Source organism: Candidatus Nitrosocosmicus oleophilus (genome assembly GCF_000802205.1).
Classification (GTDB): Archaea; Thermoproteota; Nitrososphaeria; order Nitrososphaerales; family Nitrososphaeraceae; genus Nitrosocosmicus; species Nitrosocosmicus oleophilus.
Genome location: NZ_CP012850.1, coordinates 1,679,662 through 1,695,217, shown reverse-complemented (window position 1 = coordinate 1,695,217; position 15,556 = coordinate 1,679,662). Strand labels below are relative to the sequence as shown.

Genomic DNA, 15,556 nt, shown 5'->3' with positions numbered 1-15,556 from the left:
TTATTTGTCATCCTCATGCTTCTTTTCTTTTGGTAGTTCAGGTATGTCATCACCTTGTCCTATCAAATCCTTCTTGTTTGTTCTTACCAATATTTCGTTTAGATAATTTATGATATATTCATCTTCCTTTGGACTTGTTTTACCCTTAATCAATCTAATTTGGTATTGGCTAATCCAAGCCCACATCCAATTTTGTCTTAGCAATGCTTCATTTTCAACAGAATATTGATGCTTTCGATGCCAAACACCTAGGGTAATGGCGGTAGGAACGTAGATCAAAGCGAACAACAGTATGAACATTGGAAGTGTCATGTAATCACCGATTCCGAATGGTAATTGCTTTATTAAAAAGTTGTATGCGATTAAGATAAAGTTAATAAAAGTAAGAAAAAACGCCAGATAAATACTATGTCCGTTTCTAAAATCTAACCATCGTCGCCTTAAAAAGCCTCGCGATATCTTTAGTTTCATAGGACATATTGAAAAGGTCTCTAATTTAGATTTATTATTCAAATCGATTCAAAGGCTCAGTCCATTGAATAAAATAAGAATATGTAATTCCCTTGAAATTGAGTATTTCTTGTCTATCTCATGATGTTAAGATAGACAACAATAGAATGATGGATTTGTATCAAGGGTTATTACTATATGATCCACCAAAACGAACAGGTTATCGAGTATTCACTATTAATTACCTATGGTCTAAAATATGAGGAATCATAATCGTATGTTTGCTTTTAATGTAGATGATACAAATAGTCGATACCAAATCTCAAAAGATAATATGGATAATAATTTGCTTACATACCGAATTTTCATATCAGAATGATTTGTACTATCAACTAGTCTTATTGAATCTTCTATCCATTTGAGATTAATGATGTTATTCTTGACCGAATCAGAATTTTCATTAAGATATAATAATACGATTTCTCTGCCATAATTTTTCCACAAATTCAATAGATTCAATGAAAACCCTTTTTTGAATCCTTCAAATTTACTTGAACCAGAACCCTTATTTAATAAAGATAATAACGGAAGTTTTCCTATATTTTGAGAATAATCATATTTAACATGCCATGGCAGGCTTGCAGCCAAGGTTATCATCCTAGGATTTAAGAATAGAGAATTAATTTCCAGGCCGAAATGTTTTCCAAAATTATCATTTGTTGGGATCCAATCATGTAACAATTTTCCATTGAAATCCGCAAGGAATAGTTGATTTAAAGGGTAGAGGTGGTTGTCAAAATAAGGTCTAAAATTTTCATAGATTTGAAACCATGAAAACCCTACGTTCTTATTAAATATGTCTTCTTGGTTTGGAACCCAATCACGGTTGTGGCATGATAGATAGATTTTGGATTTATCTAACCATGAAGGGTTTTTGATTTTTTCTACTTCTTGTAAAAATTTTTTATAACGGAAAATATAACCCCCAAATATTTCATCACCGCCATCTCCGGAAAAAAATACTCTCGAGTATTTAGTAGCTTGATCTAAAAAATAGAATTGATACAAATTCCATTTAGGCATTCCTGTTATGGATATCAACTTTGGAAGATCCCTCAATGCATTATCGACAATTAGTTCGTGGAAATCAGAATCATATTGTTGAGCAACCTTTCTTGCTTCTGAAATCTCGTCGTCGTCGTCCCCAAACCCAACGCATATAGAATCAATGTATATTTCAGGGAAATGTTTCCTGATCATCGCAATTGTAAATCTTGAATCTATTCCACCGCTTAAGGCTAGGGAAACCTTTGAGACCTTTTTTTGCGACAATTTTGATTCGAGGTCCACCCGTACAATATTCTCTATTTCCGAATCAAGGTTTCCGATTTCTTTTTCGACAAAATAGTCACTTTTCAGAGGAGCGTGTAAATTAGTAAATGTAGGATCATACCTTAGGGTTAAGAAATTCACTATATTAATATCATTAAGAACCAGGGACATATTTGGATTGCATATACATAATTAATTTAATAAATTTAATGAATTGCTTAAGATTAAGGTTTTCTTATCAAAATAGCTATTACGTGACAAACAGGAATGAACAGGAATGACTTTAAATTCGCTAGGCATCTAATTTTGTTTTTGGGCTCATTTCTCATTTCATTAGAATCATGTCTAATATCCACCATTGTCATTGTAGGATAAGAGTAGGAGGATTTAGTTCGCAAAGGTATACTAGCATCATGAATTTTCATTGGTGCTGTCGGAATTAAACAATACTAACAAAATCTACAAACACTACTATTTAATCGAGAGAAGATAAGACTTCAATGCCTAGGAATCATCCCAGGTTTCTCGTCCCTCATGATTGAGAAGGGCATTATAAGATTTTAATTGTCATCCTTACAATGCAAGAAGATTCCTATTTATGGGTGCTAATTAATTTGATTTTGTTATATGAAAATAGCCCACATAAATAATATTTCAGGAATAGCCTCAATATTATCTGCATTCCAAAAAAAACAAGGTCATCAAGTAGATGTATTTATTTTTAACAAGCTAATTTTAAATCAATTCGGTGGTACTATGATAAATTACAATTCCCCGTTAGCTAGATGGAGGCTATTTAGAAAATTACAAAGTGAATATGACATTTGGCATTATCATTATCCCTATGGTTCTCTGAAGAGAAGTTTGGAAGGGAGAAATAAAGGTAAAACGTATCTGAAGCACTACCATGGAGATGATATTCGGGGAAAGAAGGATACGGATTTTTGCCTAGTTTCTACCCCTGATCTATTAGATTACGCACCAAATGGAAAATGGTTACCAAACCCAATTGATTTCGACGAATTAAACAAGAACATTAACTTAAACAATGTACAGCCTACTACAAGCAGTAAACGGAAAAAACGCATTGCACATTATCCTTATTACAGAATTCATTCCTCAAAAACCTCTGAGAATTATTCTACGGGTTTAAATGAACTAAGAAAGGAGAATAGATATGAAATAGTCGAAATACTAAATTTTTCGCATACCCAAACTTTACAAATGATCCAAAGCTCAGATATCGTAATTGGAAAAATAATGTCCAATGTAGGTTGGTTTGGAAAATTTGAACTTGAAGGTATGGCTTTAAGGAAACCTGTACTTGCCTATGTATCGGATCATTTGTATGAAAAGTACAGGCCCCCAATTTACAGGACCACCAGAGAGACTTTGAAAGAGGATGTGATAAGGTTGATGGAAGATGATGATGAGATCAATAGATTAAGCAATGAGGGATACGAATATGTTAGAAAAAATCATGCCATAGAAAATGCCATAACTAATGTGAATAAATATTATTTAGAATAACATGATATTTCTAGAATGATTATGATCAGGTTTAGAGATAGGAATCTTGGTACAAGAAATCATTGTTACTAAAATTCATCAATCCCCTAATTCTGAGAAAAAGATAGACTGCTTTACATCAACCTTGGACAAGAACCCCTTCTTTTTGAGTATTGGAATGCGATCTACTCTTTTGATCGAGGGTAAATCATTATAAATCCTTTCATATTGATGTATAAAATTAAACGATTCGGCCTTTTTAGGAATTTTTTCTTCGAACCAATCTATATTACAAACATACTTTGTTGAAAAACCTACTAACTTTTGAATAATCTGCTCGATTTCAGAAGGGAGAACATGCATTAGTACTTCTGAAGCAATTACCAAATCATATTTCTTGGTTATTTGAAGTGATTGTATATCCGATACCGCGAATTGGACAATCTCATTATTTTTCACCCCATTGATGTTTAATTTGGCGTTTTCAACTTGATGTGCAGAGAGATCGAATGCAAAGTATTCTTTGATTCCTGGAAAATTGTTAAGTAATAATTTTGTTATCCTACCAAACCCGCACCCAACTTCCAATACAGAATCAAATGAATATTTTTTCAAGTACTCGATCAAAATTTGCTCCTGTAATTCAAATTTATCGTCATATTTGAAATTCTTCTTATAGTCTTTTCCCCGCTGTGTCCAGTATTCATTCGGAATATATGACATGCCTACCTACTTCATTCCCAAGATATATTTATTTTGGTTACTAAAATTCACTCAAAAATCCATTGTAAAGTAATAATGATGATCAAATTTACAGTTCAAATATGAAAAGATGAAAAATAAATTAGACCAAGTAAAACGTTTTCAGCTGTGACCATAACAAAACAACTTAGTCTTAAGTACTAGCAAATTTTGTACGCTTCCAAGATTTGTTTTTCATTAAGTTCCCAGATCAAATTATTACGTGCATATTCGAACAAATTAATTCTCTTATAATACAATTCATCCATATTATTTTTGAAATATAATAATTCTTCCTTCATCTCCTCATAATCATCGAAGGTTACACAATGCTCCTTTAGGACAGACTTTATTTCTTTAAATGAGTTTGTACACATTACAAGAAGGCCTGCATGAGCATATTCATACGCCTTATTTGGATTAATATACTCATGGGACCAATGCTTCTTAAATGGTATCAATCCAATCGAATTATTTGACATTACTTCATACATATCGTTTCTATCTAGGAAACCAGTATATTTGATTTTTTCAGAAAATTCTCCGTTCCAACCAATGATTGTAAGATCTCCAACATTATTATTAGTAAATATATCTGTTAATCCATCTATGTTCCTACTAGGATATTTCTTTTTATTGTGTCCATCTGATCCTGCATAAACGCTTGACAACTGGTCGTGTTGGCGGGGATTACCTAAACCGCCTACTTCAAACTTCATTGGAAAATTATGTACAACAAATATTTTGTTACTGTTGCCTATTACTCTCAATTTGTTTGCTATTTCATTGGATACAGTTATTGTAGGAACAGATGAAACCAATTCTCTTTCCCATTTAGCCCATAAGCGATTGACATGACGGTTTATTATTTTCCTTTTCACTCTTCTTCGCACCCCCCTTATGGTTTCGTTTAGGCTTACTTTCTCAGCCTGGATTTCATTTAGTTTATCCATTTCCAGTAACAATTGAGAATGTCTAGACCAAAACTCATGATCATCATATACGAATGGTATATCAAACTCAAGCATCATCTTAGCAGAAAAGATATTATGGGCATGAACTATGTCGGGCAGGACTTCTTTAATAATTTGATATATTTGCTTTTTGACCATATGCCAATAATAAGGAAACCCATATCTGGCTTTCGCAGTCCAAATAACTTCATAGATTTTAGAAAAAGTATTTCTGTTATATATGAATGGGCTTTTAGATCCAGCAAATACTACCTCATGTCCTTTATTCAAAGCTGTTAACGCAGATTTTTCAATCCTCCAATCTGGCAGTCCCTCGGTAGATAAATGCAAAATCTTCAACTTTGAATATTTCGATAAAAGATAATATAAATAAATGCTCTAAACCCATTATGTTCAAAATCACCATTTCAAGATACTTGTTGCTAGAGATTAAAACGCAAAGAACAAGCATGAATATAGTGTGGATATTATGCTTTCTCTCCTACATTGAATAGACGCATAGTAGTATGATTACATATCTTACATTTAACCAGAGACTATACCATTTTAGGAGAACAAAATACAGTAATATGAAAGATAACAATAACTATGAATAACTCATTTTAATAGAATGTATTCCTTAGAAAGCTTTGAAATCACATTTAATGGACAATGTTCAGATGGCAAACCATGTCTAAATCTTAGGTCAAAATCCAACACATCAAGACCGCATGCCAATGCCTCCAAACCAGTTTTACTTAAAGCAGGTATGATCTTACCATTTACATACTTGATATCGACATATGTCTTATACCGTCGTAAGAAAGATGGCAACTCGGAATATTTTAAGGGGTTTTTTATTCGATTATAAACTTCGACGTCAAGATTTAAATTATGTTTTCTCAGGTGTTCAAGTATCCAAGGTATGTTGGTAACCTCAGTATCCATGGTAACGGCTTTCCCATTAGAGTTGTTACCATCTTCAATAGACCTTGGATCATTCTGATTAAAGAGATCGGAATCAATTGGATTTGGAAGATATATTTTTCTAATACCTTCCTTCGCAGTTATGTGCGGAAGCAAATCCTGAGTAGAAACTACTATTAAATCCGATAGTGATTGAGCTTTAGGATGTATTCTTTTTTTTAATAAAACTATGCCTTTCGCTCGCCTATACATAAATATTAATCTTATAGCCGCATCAGACTGTCTAGATCGATGAGGGAGTTTTTGTTTATTTATTCCCCTAATATCAGTACCATGATAGTGTAACACTATTTTTTTTGATTTCCCAAATGTTTCTCGAAGTTTGGGAATAAGTTCTACTCTGCTATGAACGTGAATTACATCAACGGATTTGGCTTCTTCCAAAACATAGTTCAGAAATTGTTCTTCAGAAGGTACCCGAGTCACATATTCCCGGTAAAATTCGTAAAATCCAAATTTGTCATACTTATCAAATTTAATAACTCGTGATTCACACCCCGGGATTTGATTTTGGTATTTAGCCAGTATACATGCTACTGCTGCTGCATCTTCTACATGTAGAATTCGCAATTTACAACAGAGTATACCAAAATCAAATTATAAACCATTTGTCTAGACATAATGCAAATAGAGTATGGAGTATAAGAAATTAGATAAATCTACCTAGGTCCTGGCCTAAAAATTCCTATTGATTTCTTACGGCCTACATAATTAAGACTTATTAATGATTTTTGTAACGAATTTGTTATTTATTAGTATAATTGGGATTTTGTTGCGAGTTTATCATCCAAATATTTCATCAATTGCATATATTCTTATTAGCCAGGCCAGAGAAGTTAACCAAAGCAATTTCTTGATGAATTTAAAACTTATATGCTCAGTGATTGGTATATGTACCATGGTCATCTTAAGCTATGGGAACTTATTTTACAATTGTAACATGTAGGAATTCTGAAAACGACATTGAAAAAGCCATAAAATCACTATCTGACCAAACAATTAAACCTTCATATATAATTGTAATAGATGACGGCTCTAAGGATAATACTGGAGAAATTTTAAAAAGGTTATCTGATGAAATCCATAATTTATTTATAATCAGTAATCCTGATCTGGGATATGATATTTCTAGAATTGTCAAAAACTGGAACAAAGCTTTGGCTCTAAAAGCTGAAAAAATGTTGGAGGATACAGATTATCATATGATAGGTACAGATGATACCATATATTATAACGATTACGCTGAAAAAATAATTGAATTTATGGATAATAACACAGATTATGCTATCGTATCTGGGAATATTGATGACGGTAGCTATAAAACTCCTCGTGGAGCAGGTAGATTTGTCAGGAACTCCTTTTTTTATAAAGAATATGCTCAATACCCTGAAAAAATGGGATACGAATCTGCTGTTTTAATCGCTTCAAGAAAAAATGGTTATAAAGAAACTATTCTAAAAGAAGCAAAATTTGAGCACACTCGACCCCTTGGGCAGAATCATCATTTCTATGAATTTGGTGCTAGCATGAGAACCCTAGGTTATCATCCATTATTCGCATTTGGGAGATTTTTCCTATATTTTGGTACCAGTAAACCCATAGGAAGGGCTGGAGCCTTGTATATGTTGTATCATTACATATCTTATAAACCGAAGATTGAAGGATATGACAGCATGTACCCAGATGATATAAGAAAATTTACCAGGAAGACCCAAGTAGATAAAATCAAATCATTAATTAAACAGAGATCGCCCACAAATTAAATCAGGAAGTTCATAAATAAGAATATATTCTGAATCATAAACTATCGGGTAAGATGAATAATTATCATAGTAAGCCGATTTAGAATCAATCAAGTAAATATTTCTTTCATTTTCAGAAATGGAGTTAGTGTTTGTGTCATCCTCCGCTTTGCCACACTTAAGATCTATTTTGGTTTTAAGGTTATCGTCCAAGGTAGTACCATTTTTGTCAATTTTAGAATAATTACTCGGTAACGATACAGTCTCAGAAAAAATATACTGACGGGGTTTTTCTAAGAACAAATGAAACCAACCTCGCCAATGCATGGTTCCAATAATTTCTGCATTATTCCTAGTATGGGTATTAATCCAATCTATAGAATTCACCAAGTCTTGATTCTTGAATATCTCTAGTGAATTAAAAGACATAGAAAGCGGGATTGTCAATCCAGTTTGGGTTTGAAATATAGAAGGGATGGTAAAAACAATTCCATAAGGAAGAACTATAAACAAAATTCCATAAGCCATAAAAGATGAAACAAATAAGACCGAAACCAAGTTTCTAAGTTTTGAATTTACTAATCTATCAGCGACAAGGAAGAACCCATATATGCTGAAGATGGAAACAAAAAATCCTGAAAGAATAATCCAACGCTCAGGTACCAAATAACTATGATTAGGGATGAGGAGCCAACTAAATGATAGTAAAATTGTCACAAGAGTGGGAATCTTGAGGATTAACGAATTTGACTTTTTAAGAAAACCTACAATGAAAAATGGAATGAGGATCCCATATAGTGAAAGTTGCAAAACAAGTAAATCGTAAGGAGAAAGACTATTTTTGTTGTATACAGGATTCACTAATGTATCTACAGGATTCAACCCAACAGAAACAAAAGTAATATCATCTAACAAAAAGAAGTAAGTTAGAAACAATGTTAGTAATAATAAATTAATAGTAATTAGAAGAAGGAGTTTGAATCTAATAGAGAAGAAGATTGATGATATGATTAATAAAACTCCCATCATTCTATCAGAAAATAGTGTAGCCAGATAAAGGACGCTAATAGTAACGTATTGTAGGACTGCGGATTTGTTGAAATGATTTGACCTGAAATGATTCAGGGTAACTAAACTAAGGTTAAGACAAACAAGAGCTAAAATATCTCTATGTAGATCCCATGCCATTCGCAGGGCACTTAGCTGTAGTATAACAAAAATGGTAAACAATATACTTTTATTAACTGATTGTCTAAGTACAGCGGTAAACAAAAGGAACGTAGTAATGCTGAGAGATCCATATAATACAATGTTTACAACGTTAAAGGCAAGGTATAGATCGGAGAAAGAGACCAAATGAAAGGAATATACTAAAAATACATAAACTGGAAATAATGTTCCCCCGATTACTGGATTAGAATTTAGATCATATAAGGCAGGCAAGTAATAATTTATAGAATCATAGCCTACAGGAAATGGAAAGTTTTGGATTACTGGAATTATCCCAATTAAACAGCCAATGCCAAAAACTATTAGAATAGCAAAAACAAGATATGAATTCAACAATAGTCAAGTTTAGGCTATTGAAATAAGATCAAACATATTTGTTTTCCATGGTCATGTATTTATCTAAGCTAACTAGCTTATTAAATTCCTTAAACTTCATCATTTTATCTTTCAGCGTCTTTGTAGTACCAGTCTCTTTCAAAGTCTTAAACGTTTCAAATATCGCAAAGGCGGAGGAATATAATCCAGAAAGCGGAAACAGAGCAATTTTGTAGCCCAATTCTAAAAGTTCGGCCGAGGTCAAATTAGGTGTCATGCCTTCCTCTATCATGTTAGCTACTAATGGACCATCAATTTGATCTGCGATTTTTTTCATATCTTCGAGAGAGCGCGGAGCCTCAACAAAAACGACGTCAGCACCAATTTCTCTATATAATTTTCCCCTTTTTATAGCCTCTTCAATCCCCAGTGGGGCCATAGCATCAGTTCTGGCCACTATTATGAAATCTGAGTTTTGTTTCTTAGCGTCAATAGCAGACCTTAGTTTTTGGATGTATTCCTGAGAATCGATAACTTCCTTACCCATCATATGGCCACACCTTTTTGGCCAAACTTGATCTTCAAGAAAGATCCCCGAAGCCCCTATTCGTTGTAAATCATTTACTAATTTAGATACGGTCAATGGGTTACCGTATCCAGTATCTACATCTACAATTAATGGTATATCAACTGCCCTAGTTATCCTTCGTGCATTTTCAACAGTTTCGGTAATGCTTAAGAATCCAAAATCGGGCAATGCTAACAAAGATGCCGATGTTCCGTATCCTGTTTGAAAAATGGCCTCGAAACCTACTTGCTCAGCAATCTTGGCAGTCAAAGCATCGTACACACCGGGCATAACTAAAATATCATTCTGACGACTCAATAACTTACTTAATGACAAATGATTGTGTTACTTTTGACCTCTTTATATAATTTTATTTGTATTAAACAGAAGGATTAACTCCAAATGTATAGATATTATTAGACCGTGCTTATTTGGTATTAGACTCTAACCTAGGAGTCATCATTTCTTTGTTTAGATAAATTTACGTATATTAATTTTAGAATGTTTTCTGCAACAGATTCTTTATTTTGAATGGGAAAATCGTAATAATTCTTGTATTTATCCACAATAACGATCTTATTGGAATCTGAGCCAATAAATGCACCTTCAGTGCCCACGTCATTGGCGACTACCATATCGGCATCAGAATCTAGAAGTTTCCGATATGATCTTTCCAATAGAATTCGATCTGAAACGTGGTATTCAGCTTTAAAACCAACTAAGAATGTTTTACTTTGGACGTATTTGACTTGATTAACGATTTTGCTAGTTGGCACAAGTTTAAGTACAAGGGAATCGCAGTCGGTAGCGATTTTACTACTCGAAGAAAATTCTGGTTTGAAATCGGAAACTGCTGCAGCAAGTATGGTTATGTCATAAGGTTTTGAAGCTAACTCCCCCATTACACTATCCAGCATTTGTTGACTTGTTCTAACATCGATTATCTTAAAATCGAACTGGTCCTTCAATTTAGAGTATTCCAAATCAATCATTGTTAATCCCTTAACAAGAGTAACATCTAATCCCAAGTCAATAGCCTCCTTTAGCAGAAAATAACCCATTTTACCGGAACTAGTATTAGAAATGACACGAATCGGATCTATGTGTTCAACGGTACTGCCTGTAGATATCAAAATCTTTTTATTTTTCATAAATGATCGCATTTGTTCTTTACCTAATGGTATCGAATTTTTAATTGAATATTTACAGAAAAACCAGTCTAAATGATCGTCTGGGATAACATTATTCTTCGCGATATTTGAAATTTGATTCCTGACTAGATCAACACTTTGCAAATAAACGGATTCAACGGTTGCTACTTTGGCTTTATCCTCTTCAAGGATCGGATTCACAAACACTATCCCAATTTTTTCTAAATATTGTATATTTTGTTTAATGATTATGTTTTGGTACATAGCATCATGCATCGCAGGGGCGATTATTATAGGAATTCGAGCTCCAAGTGCTATCGATAACACTGAAGTTACTGATGTATCGTCAATCCCATTTGCAAATTTGCCTATTGTATTAGCTGTACACGGATATACTACTATCAAATCAGATGTTTTGAAATTAGCTATTCTTACATGTTCTAATTTTCCAGAAAGTTCTGATATAACAGAATTCCCACTGGCCCACAAAAAATATTCCCTATTCATGAATTTTTCAACTGCTTTTGAGATTACCACAAATACTTCAGCACCATGTCTCATCATTAATCTGATCAAGTCAATCGTCTTGTAACAAGCTACACTAGCGGTTACACAAATTACAACTCTTTTTCCAAACAATTCATTTCCTAGGGTGCATTTGATATCCTTTGATGGATGTAAACCATAGTTATCATCGTCGTTACTATCAACGGATTTTCTACTAAGTGATTTATCTTCTACCATTTTAAATCGATCCTAATCATTCTGGGTTCAACTTGCGAATATTCGCTTTTGTATTAAGATATTTATTGAATTTTAATAATTCTTCTTCTTTAATAAAAAATGAATGATCTTCATCGGGAAATTTACCATTTTTTACATCTGAAACATAATTTTTCATCGCACCCAATATTAGAGGAAAAGATTCCAAATATCGTCTTACAAATTTTGGTTTGAAGTTATTAAAGGATCCAACAAGATCATGAAATACCAAAACTTGACCATCACATCCGCTACCTGAACCTATCCCAATCGTTGGAATAGTGAGAGATTTTGAGATTTGTTCAGCTACTTGGCTTGTGACTAGTTCTAGTACTAAACTAAAAGCTCCGGCCTTTTCTAATTCTTTTGCTTGTTGGTGTAATGAGATTGCGGAATCAGTAGTCCTCCCTTGCACCCTGTATCCCTCCCATAGTAATGAAGTCTGAGGCTTTAATCCAATATGCCCCATAACTGGGATTCCGTATTCTGTAAGTTTCTTTATAAGAGGAACAACTTCAACACCACCTTCGAGTTTTACAGCGTGACAACCTAGTTTAATAAATTTTGTAGCATTTAGACAAGCCAATGACTGATCAAATTGGTAGGACCCAAATGGCATATCGGCAATGATTAAAGCGTTCTTTGATCCATTAATAACACCTCTACAATAGACCATCATTTCTTCCATAGTAACAGAAATTGTACTTGGGTAGCCCAGCATAACCATACCAGCACTGTCACCAACAAGTAATATATCAACTCCGGATTCATCACATATTTTTGAAGTTGTGTAATCATATGCAGTTACTACGGTGATTTTTTCACATTTTTTCTTTTTTTGTTGTAAATCGCTAATGTTTGGAATCAGAATAAGTCATAACTCCCAATGTAAAAGTCTGAAAAACCCTGTAAAATTGATACCGTGTTCATTTTTATTGAATGGGAACCTGTTTAGATTTCATTACTTCAAGAGCCTTTTTTAGGCCATCCATATTATCAAAACCCTCTATAAGCTCCTTCAAGTCATTTTCACTAGAATGTTTTTTATGATATTTTATGCATTCGATAAGTTGTGGAATTACCCTAACAATATTATCGACAATTGTTATATCCGATGACAATGCTGTTCTTGAAAGTGGATTCAGATCTACTGTGATAACTTTCTTATTCATTCGTTTTAAGGCTATGGTTCTATCACCATCCTCTAGAGGTACAAACACAACGTCAGCTTTAGATATGCCATTCCTGTCAACAAATCTTCTGTTGCTCTCTAGTTCCGGGATGCTTACAAGATTTTTTGGGTCAATACCAAATATTTTTAGTAATCCATATTTTTTGAATTCTTCTGATATCAACCTTTCCCTCTCTTTTGTATAGTAAAAAAGATTTATTTCAACAGCTGAGTTTTCTAGTGATCGATTTAACTGGCATACCTGGTCTACGCATAACGCTGTTACGTTACCATTTATAGATATTACTGGGTATCTGGCAAGTAATAATGTGGCGGAAGCAGCATTTACGGCAGCTTTTGCGGATTCGATGGTACATTCCCCAATTAAATAGTCAAAGCATTCCCCTCTTCCATGTGCGATTAGACCCTCTGATGCCACTAAACCTCGTTTGAAACCTGTAACCAGTTTTTCTCTGGCTAACAACGATAAATATCTTGGATGACTCTCATGTAATTCTATTTTCCTCTCCATGCTTAGTCATTTCTTCTAATCAGTCTGGCGCCCAAATTATCAACGCCACAGACAAGTAATTGTCCCTTAAATTGTTCTAATAACTTCACAATTCTACGTACCTTATCTCGTTCGGTTAGAGTAAACAAAGTATGTCCAAAGAGTGCCACGCTAGCCTTAATGCCCTCCGCCTGCAAAAGGTTTATTGGGTTTTGACATTTGCCCTCATCCAAATGATATTCACGAGCAAATTGATAAGACATTTCGAGAAATGATCCTACATTTTGATTTTGATACAAATCATGCACCATTTTTCTACCCAAAAGATTCAAGGAATGTTTATTCTCATTCGTAACGGACTTATCAAGCCATAGTTCTGTTTTAATGGGTTCAAGACATAAAACGATAACACACCAGTCTGTTGACAATTCAGACTTAATAACTTGACCAATGCCCGGTCCGCCAACCTTCAATCTCAGCTCAAAACCACCAGTAAATTCCGATATGACTGTTCCCAGCCCAGTTCTGCAAGCTATATCACCGTTGTGTGCTATTTGTGCTGCTTGGACTTTGGTTAAGTTAGTTTTTAACGCCTCATTAAGTGCATAAGAAAGACTTAGCGCGGCCGAACCACTGGACCCCAACCCATACCCAATAGGTAATTCAGATTCATGTTCAATTGAAAGATAAACAGGCTCCCGGATTAACTGCATGTAAGAGGCCACGACAAAATTTGATACCTTTAGCTCAAAATTAGGGATCCCGTTTAGTCTTATTTCGTAGTTCTTTTCATTCGAAGAAAATACTTTAACAGTAGATGTAATTCCTTTATTAATACTAAAACCAGCACCCATCGATCCAAGAAATTTTGGATCTGTCGTGGAAATATGCGGGTCCGGTGTGGAAAAGAAGCCAGTAATGTGACCAGGACTATACGCCTTTGCCACTGCCACAGGCACTTGAGTAACTAAAACCACTACACTCCATAAACATCAAAAGTAAATATAAAAATATAGTATAATTTATTTATATTCATATATATAAATTATGACAATATATACTCGAATATTACAGCAAATTGGAAGTAGTATTCTTATATCGCTTCCAAATGACTGGATTAAGAAGAATTCCCTAGGCAAGGGAAACAACCTAACTGTAGAAACTAATATTGACAACACCGTTTCAATTTATAATGATTACCAAGAAGAAGAAATAAAAATAGAATTTGAGTATGGGCAGGAGGATAGTAACCAACAATCACAAAATGACATAATTGAACAGGTAGAAATCAAAGATAAGGTAATCAAAATACTCTTAAATAAAATTTTTGGTGCTTACCTGCTGGGATATAATAGGATAAACATTCATTCGAAGAATCAGATATCATTTGAAGACAGTGAAACAATAAAGAAGGCCACCAGAAAATTGATTGGACTAGAAATTGTTGATGAGAATAGCTATAACATACATCTTCAATTCCTAATTGATGCTAAAACCTTAAACATTGAAAAAATATTGAGTATGATGAACTCGATCATAACAGGTATGTTCAAGGAAACGATTCGTTCCCTTAGTGAAGGCTTTGGAAGAGATCTAAAGAAAAAAATTGACAGTAGAGATGATGAAATAGACAGACAATATTTCCTTCTCGTCAGAGTAATAAGAACAGCTATTATGAACAAGAAACTTGCGAGCAACCTGAATTTAAGCAATATCGATATGCTTGACTATAGAATAGCAGCCAATTATCTTGAAAATGCAGGAGATTTAATAGCAGAATTGGTATCCTACCTATCTGAACTTAGGGAAAAAAAACAGATTGCCGACTTGATTAGAAAAACCGGGTATTCATTGGAAGAAATGCAGCACTATTCCATCGAAGCTTTTACAAGTACAAGCAGGGATAAGGCATTTAAGGTAAATGAAAACTATGAAGAATTTAAAGAATTAATTTCTGAATTAAAAAAGCATATAACATCTGATAAGGAGATCGTGATTAACGATAAGTATTCTATTGCAATGATAAACAGTATTTCCTGCCTAGACAAGATAGCTAAATGTTGGATAGATATTACTGATTTGGCAAAACCAACATATATGCTAAAATAAGTTTGAAAATCAATGATGGGTTTTG

14 protein-coding genes are annotated in these 15,556 nt (G+C 33.7%); 3 read left to right on the top strand and 11 right to left on the bottom strand.

The features are described 5' to 3' along the window. Positions 1–513, bottom strand: a complete 513-nt coding sequence (locus tag NMY3_RS08200; RefSeq protein WP_196818417.1) for a hypothetical protein — start codon at positions 511–513, stop codon at positions 1–3. Between the two features lie 204 nt (positions 514–717). Then, positions 718–1,953, bottom strand: a complete 1,236-nt coding sequence (locus NMY3_RS08195) for an asparagine synthase C-terminal domain-containing protein (RefSeq protein ID WP_196818416.1) — start codon at positions 1,951–1,953, stop codon at positions 718–720. 456 nt (positions 1,954–2,409) lie between these two features. Between NMY3_RS08195 and NMY3_RS08190 the strand changes: the two genes are divergently transcribed. Next, on the top strand, positions 2,410–3,312 hold the full coding sequence (locus NMY3_RS08190; protein WP_196818415.1) for a glycosyltransferase: 903 nt from the start codon (positions 2,410–2,412) through the stop codon (positions 3,310–3,312). Positions 3,313–3,390: 78 nt separating this feature from the next. Here NMY3_RS08190 and NMY3_RS08185 read toward each other — a convergent pair whose 3' ends face one another. From NMY3_RS08185 to NMY3_RS08175, 3 genes are all read right to left on the bottom strand, one after another. Continuing rightward, positions 3,391–4,014, bottom strand: coding sequence for a class I SAM-dependent methyltransferase (locus NMY3_RS08185; protein WP_196818414.1), 624 nt, complete (start codon positions 4,012–4,014; stop codon positions 3,391–3,393). 179 nt (positions 4,015–4,193) lie between these two features. After that, on the bottom strand, positions 4,194–5,336 hold the full coding sequence (locus NMY3_RS08180; protein ID WP_196818413.1) for a glycosyltransferase: 1,143 nt from the start codon (positions 5,334–5,336) through the stop codon (positions 4,194–4,196). 267 nt (positions 5,337–5,603) lie between these two features. Further along, positions 5,604–6,542 (bottom strand): hypothetical protein, encoded by a 939-nt coding sequence (locus tag NMY3_RS08175; protein ID WP_196818412.1) that lies wholly within the window; start codon positions 6,540–6,542, stop codon positions 5,604–5,606. A 344-nt stretch (positions 6,543–6,886) separates the two neighbouring features. Here NMY3_RS08175 and NMY3_RS08170 point away from each other — a divergent pair, with 344 nt between their 5' ends. Continuing rightward, positions 6,887–7,735, top strand: coding sequence for a glycosyltransferase family A protein (locus NMY3_RS08170; protein WP_196818411.1), 849 nt, complete (start codon positions 6,887–6,889; stop codon positions 7,733–7,735). Here the strand turns inward: NMY3_RS08170 and NMY3_RS08165 are convergent. The 6 genes from NMY3_RS08165 to NMY3_RS08140 all read right to left on the bottom strand — a co-directional run bounded on the left by NMY3_RS08165 (position 7,706) and on the right by NMY3_RS08140 (position 14,399). Beyond that, positions 7,706–9,277 carry a hypothetical protein gene (locus tag NMY3_RS08165; RefSeq protein ID WP_196818410.1) on the bottom strand — a complete coding sequence of 524 codons (1,572 nt, stop codon included), beginning with the start codon at positions 9,275–9,277 and terminating at the stop codon, positions 7,706–7,708. The two genes, NMY3_RS08170 and NMY3_RS08165, sit on opposite strands and share 30 nt — an antisense overlap. Before the next feature lie 31 nt (positions 9,278–9,308). Continuing rightward, the gene (locus NMY3_RS08160) at positions 9,309–10,163 is read right to left on the bottom strand and encodes an isocitrate lyase/PEP mutase family protein (RefSeq protein ID WP_231100398.1); all 855 of its coding nucleotides are present in this window, start codon (positions 10,161–10,163) and stop codon (positions 9,309–9,311) included. Positions 10,164–10,276: 113 nt separating this feature from the next. After that, the gene (locus NMY3_RS08155) at positions 10,277–11,722 is read right to left on the bottom strand and encodes a phosphopantothenoylcysteine decarboxylase (RefSeq protein ID WP_196818409.1); all 1,446 of its coding nucleotides are present in this window, start codon (positions 11,720–11,722) and stop codon (positions 10,277–10,279) included. Positions 11,723–11,738: 16 nt separating this feature from the next. Continuing rightward, on the bottom strand, positions 11,739–12,608 hold the full coding sequence (gene panB / locus NMY3_RS08150) for a 3-methyl-2-oxobutanoate hydroxymethyltransferase (protein ID WP_425319401.1): 870 nt from the start codon (positions 12,606–12,608) through the stop codon (positions 11,739–11,741). A 64-nt stretch (positions 12,609–12,672) separates the two neighbouring features. Continuing rightward, entirely contained in the window at positions 12,673–13,443 is a 771-nt protein-coding gene (locus NMY3_RS08145; protein ID WP_196818408.1) for a phosphopantothenate/pantothenate synthetase, read from the bottom strand. 2 nt (positions 13,444–13,445) lie between these two features. Next, a complete protein-coding gene (locus NMY3_RS08140; RefSeq protein ID WP_196818407.1) occupies positions 13,446–14,399 on the bottom strand; it encodes a pantoate kinase in 954 nt (317 codons plus the stop codon). Positions 14,400–14,469: 70 nt separating this feature from the next. On the opposite strand from NMY3_RS08140, the gene NMY3_RS08135 reads away from it, so the two are divergent. Beyond that, complete coding sequence (locus NMY3_RS08135; protein ID WP_196818406.1) at positions 14,470–15,531, top strand: phosphate signaling complex PhoU family protein; 1,062 nt, start codon at positions 14,470–14,472, stop codon at positions 15,529–15,531. Positions 15,532–15,556 lie beyond the last annotated feature (25 nt).

Coding starts and splice junctions, on each gene's coding strand:
- NMY3_RS08145 (WP_196818408.1), bottom strand. CDS start 13,443: ATGGAGAGGAAAATAGAATTACATGAGAGTCATCCAAGATATTTATCG.
- NMY3_RS08135 (WP_196818406.1), top strand. CDS start 14,470: ATGACAATATATACTCGAATATTACAGCAAATTGGAAGTAGTATTCTT.
- NMY3_RS08170 (WP_196818411.1), top strand. CDS start 6,887: ATGGGAACTTATTTTACAATTGTAACATGTAGGAATTCTGAAAACGAC.
- NMY3_RS08195 (WP_196818416.1), bottom strand. CDS start 1,953: ATGTCCCTGGTTCTTAATGATATTAATATAGTGAATTTCTTAACCCTA.
- NMY3_RS08155 (WP_196818409.1), bottom strand. CDS start 11,722: ATGGTAGAAGATAAATCACTTAGTAGAAAATCCGTTGATAGTAACGAC.
- NMY3_RS08185 (WP_196818414.1), bottom strand. CDS start 4,014: ATGTCATATATTCCGAATGAATACTGGACACAGCGGGGAAAAGACTAT.
- NMY3_RS08190 (WP_196818415.1), top strand. CDS start 2,410: ATGAAAATAGCCCACATAAATAATATTTCAGGAATAGCCTCAATATTA.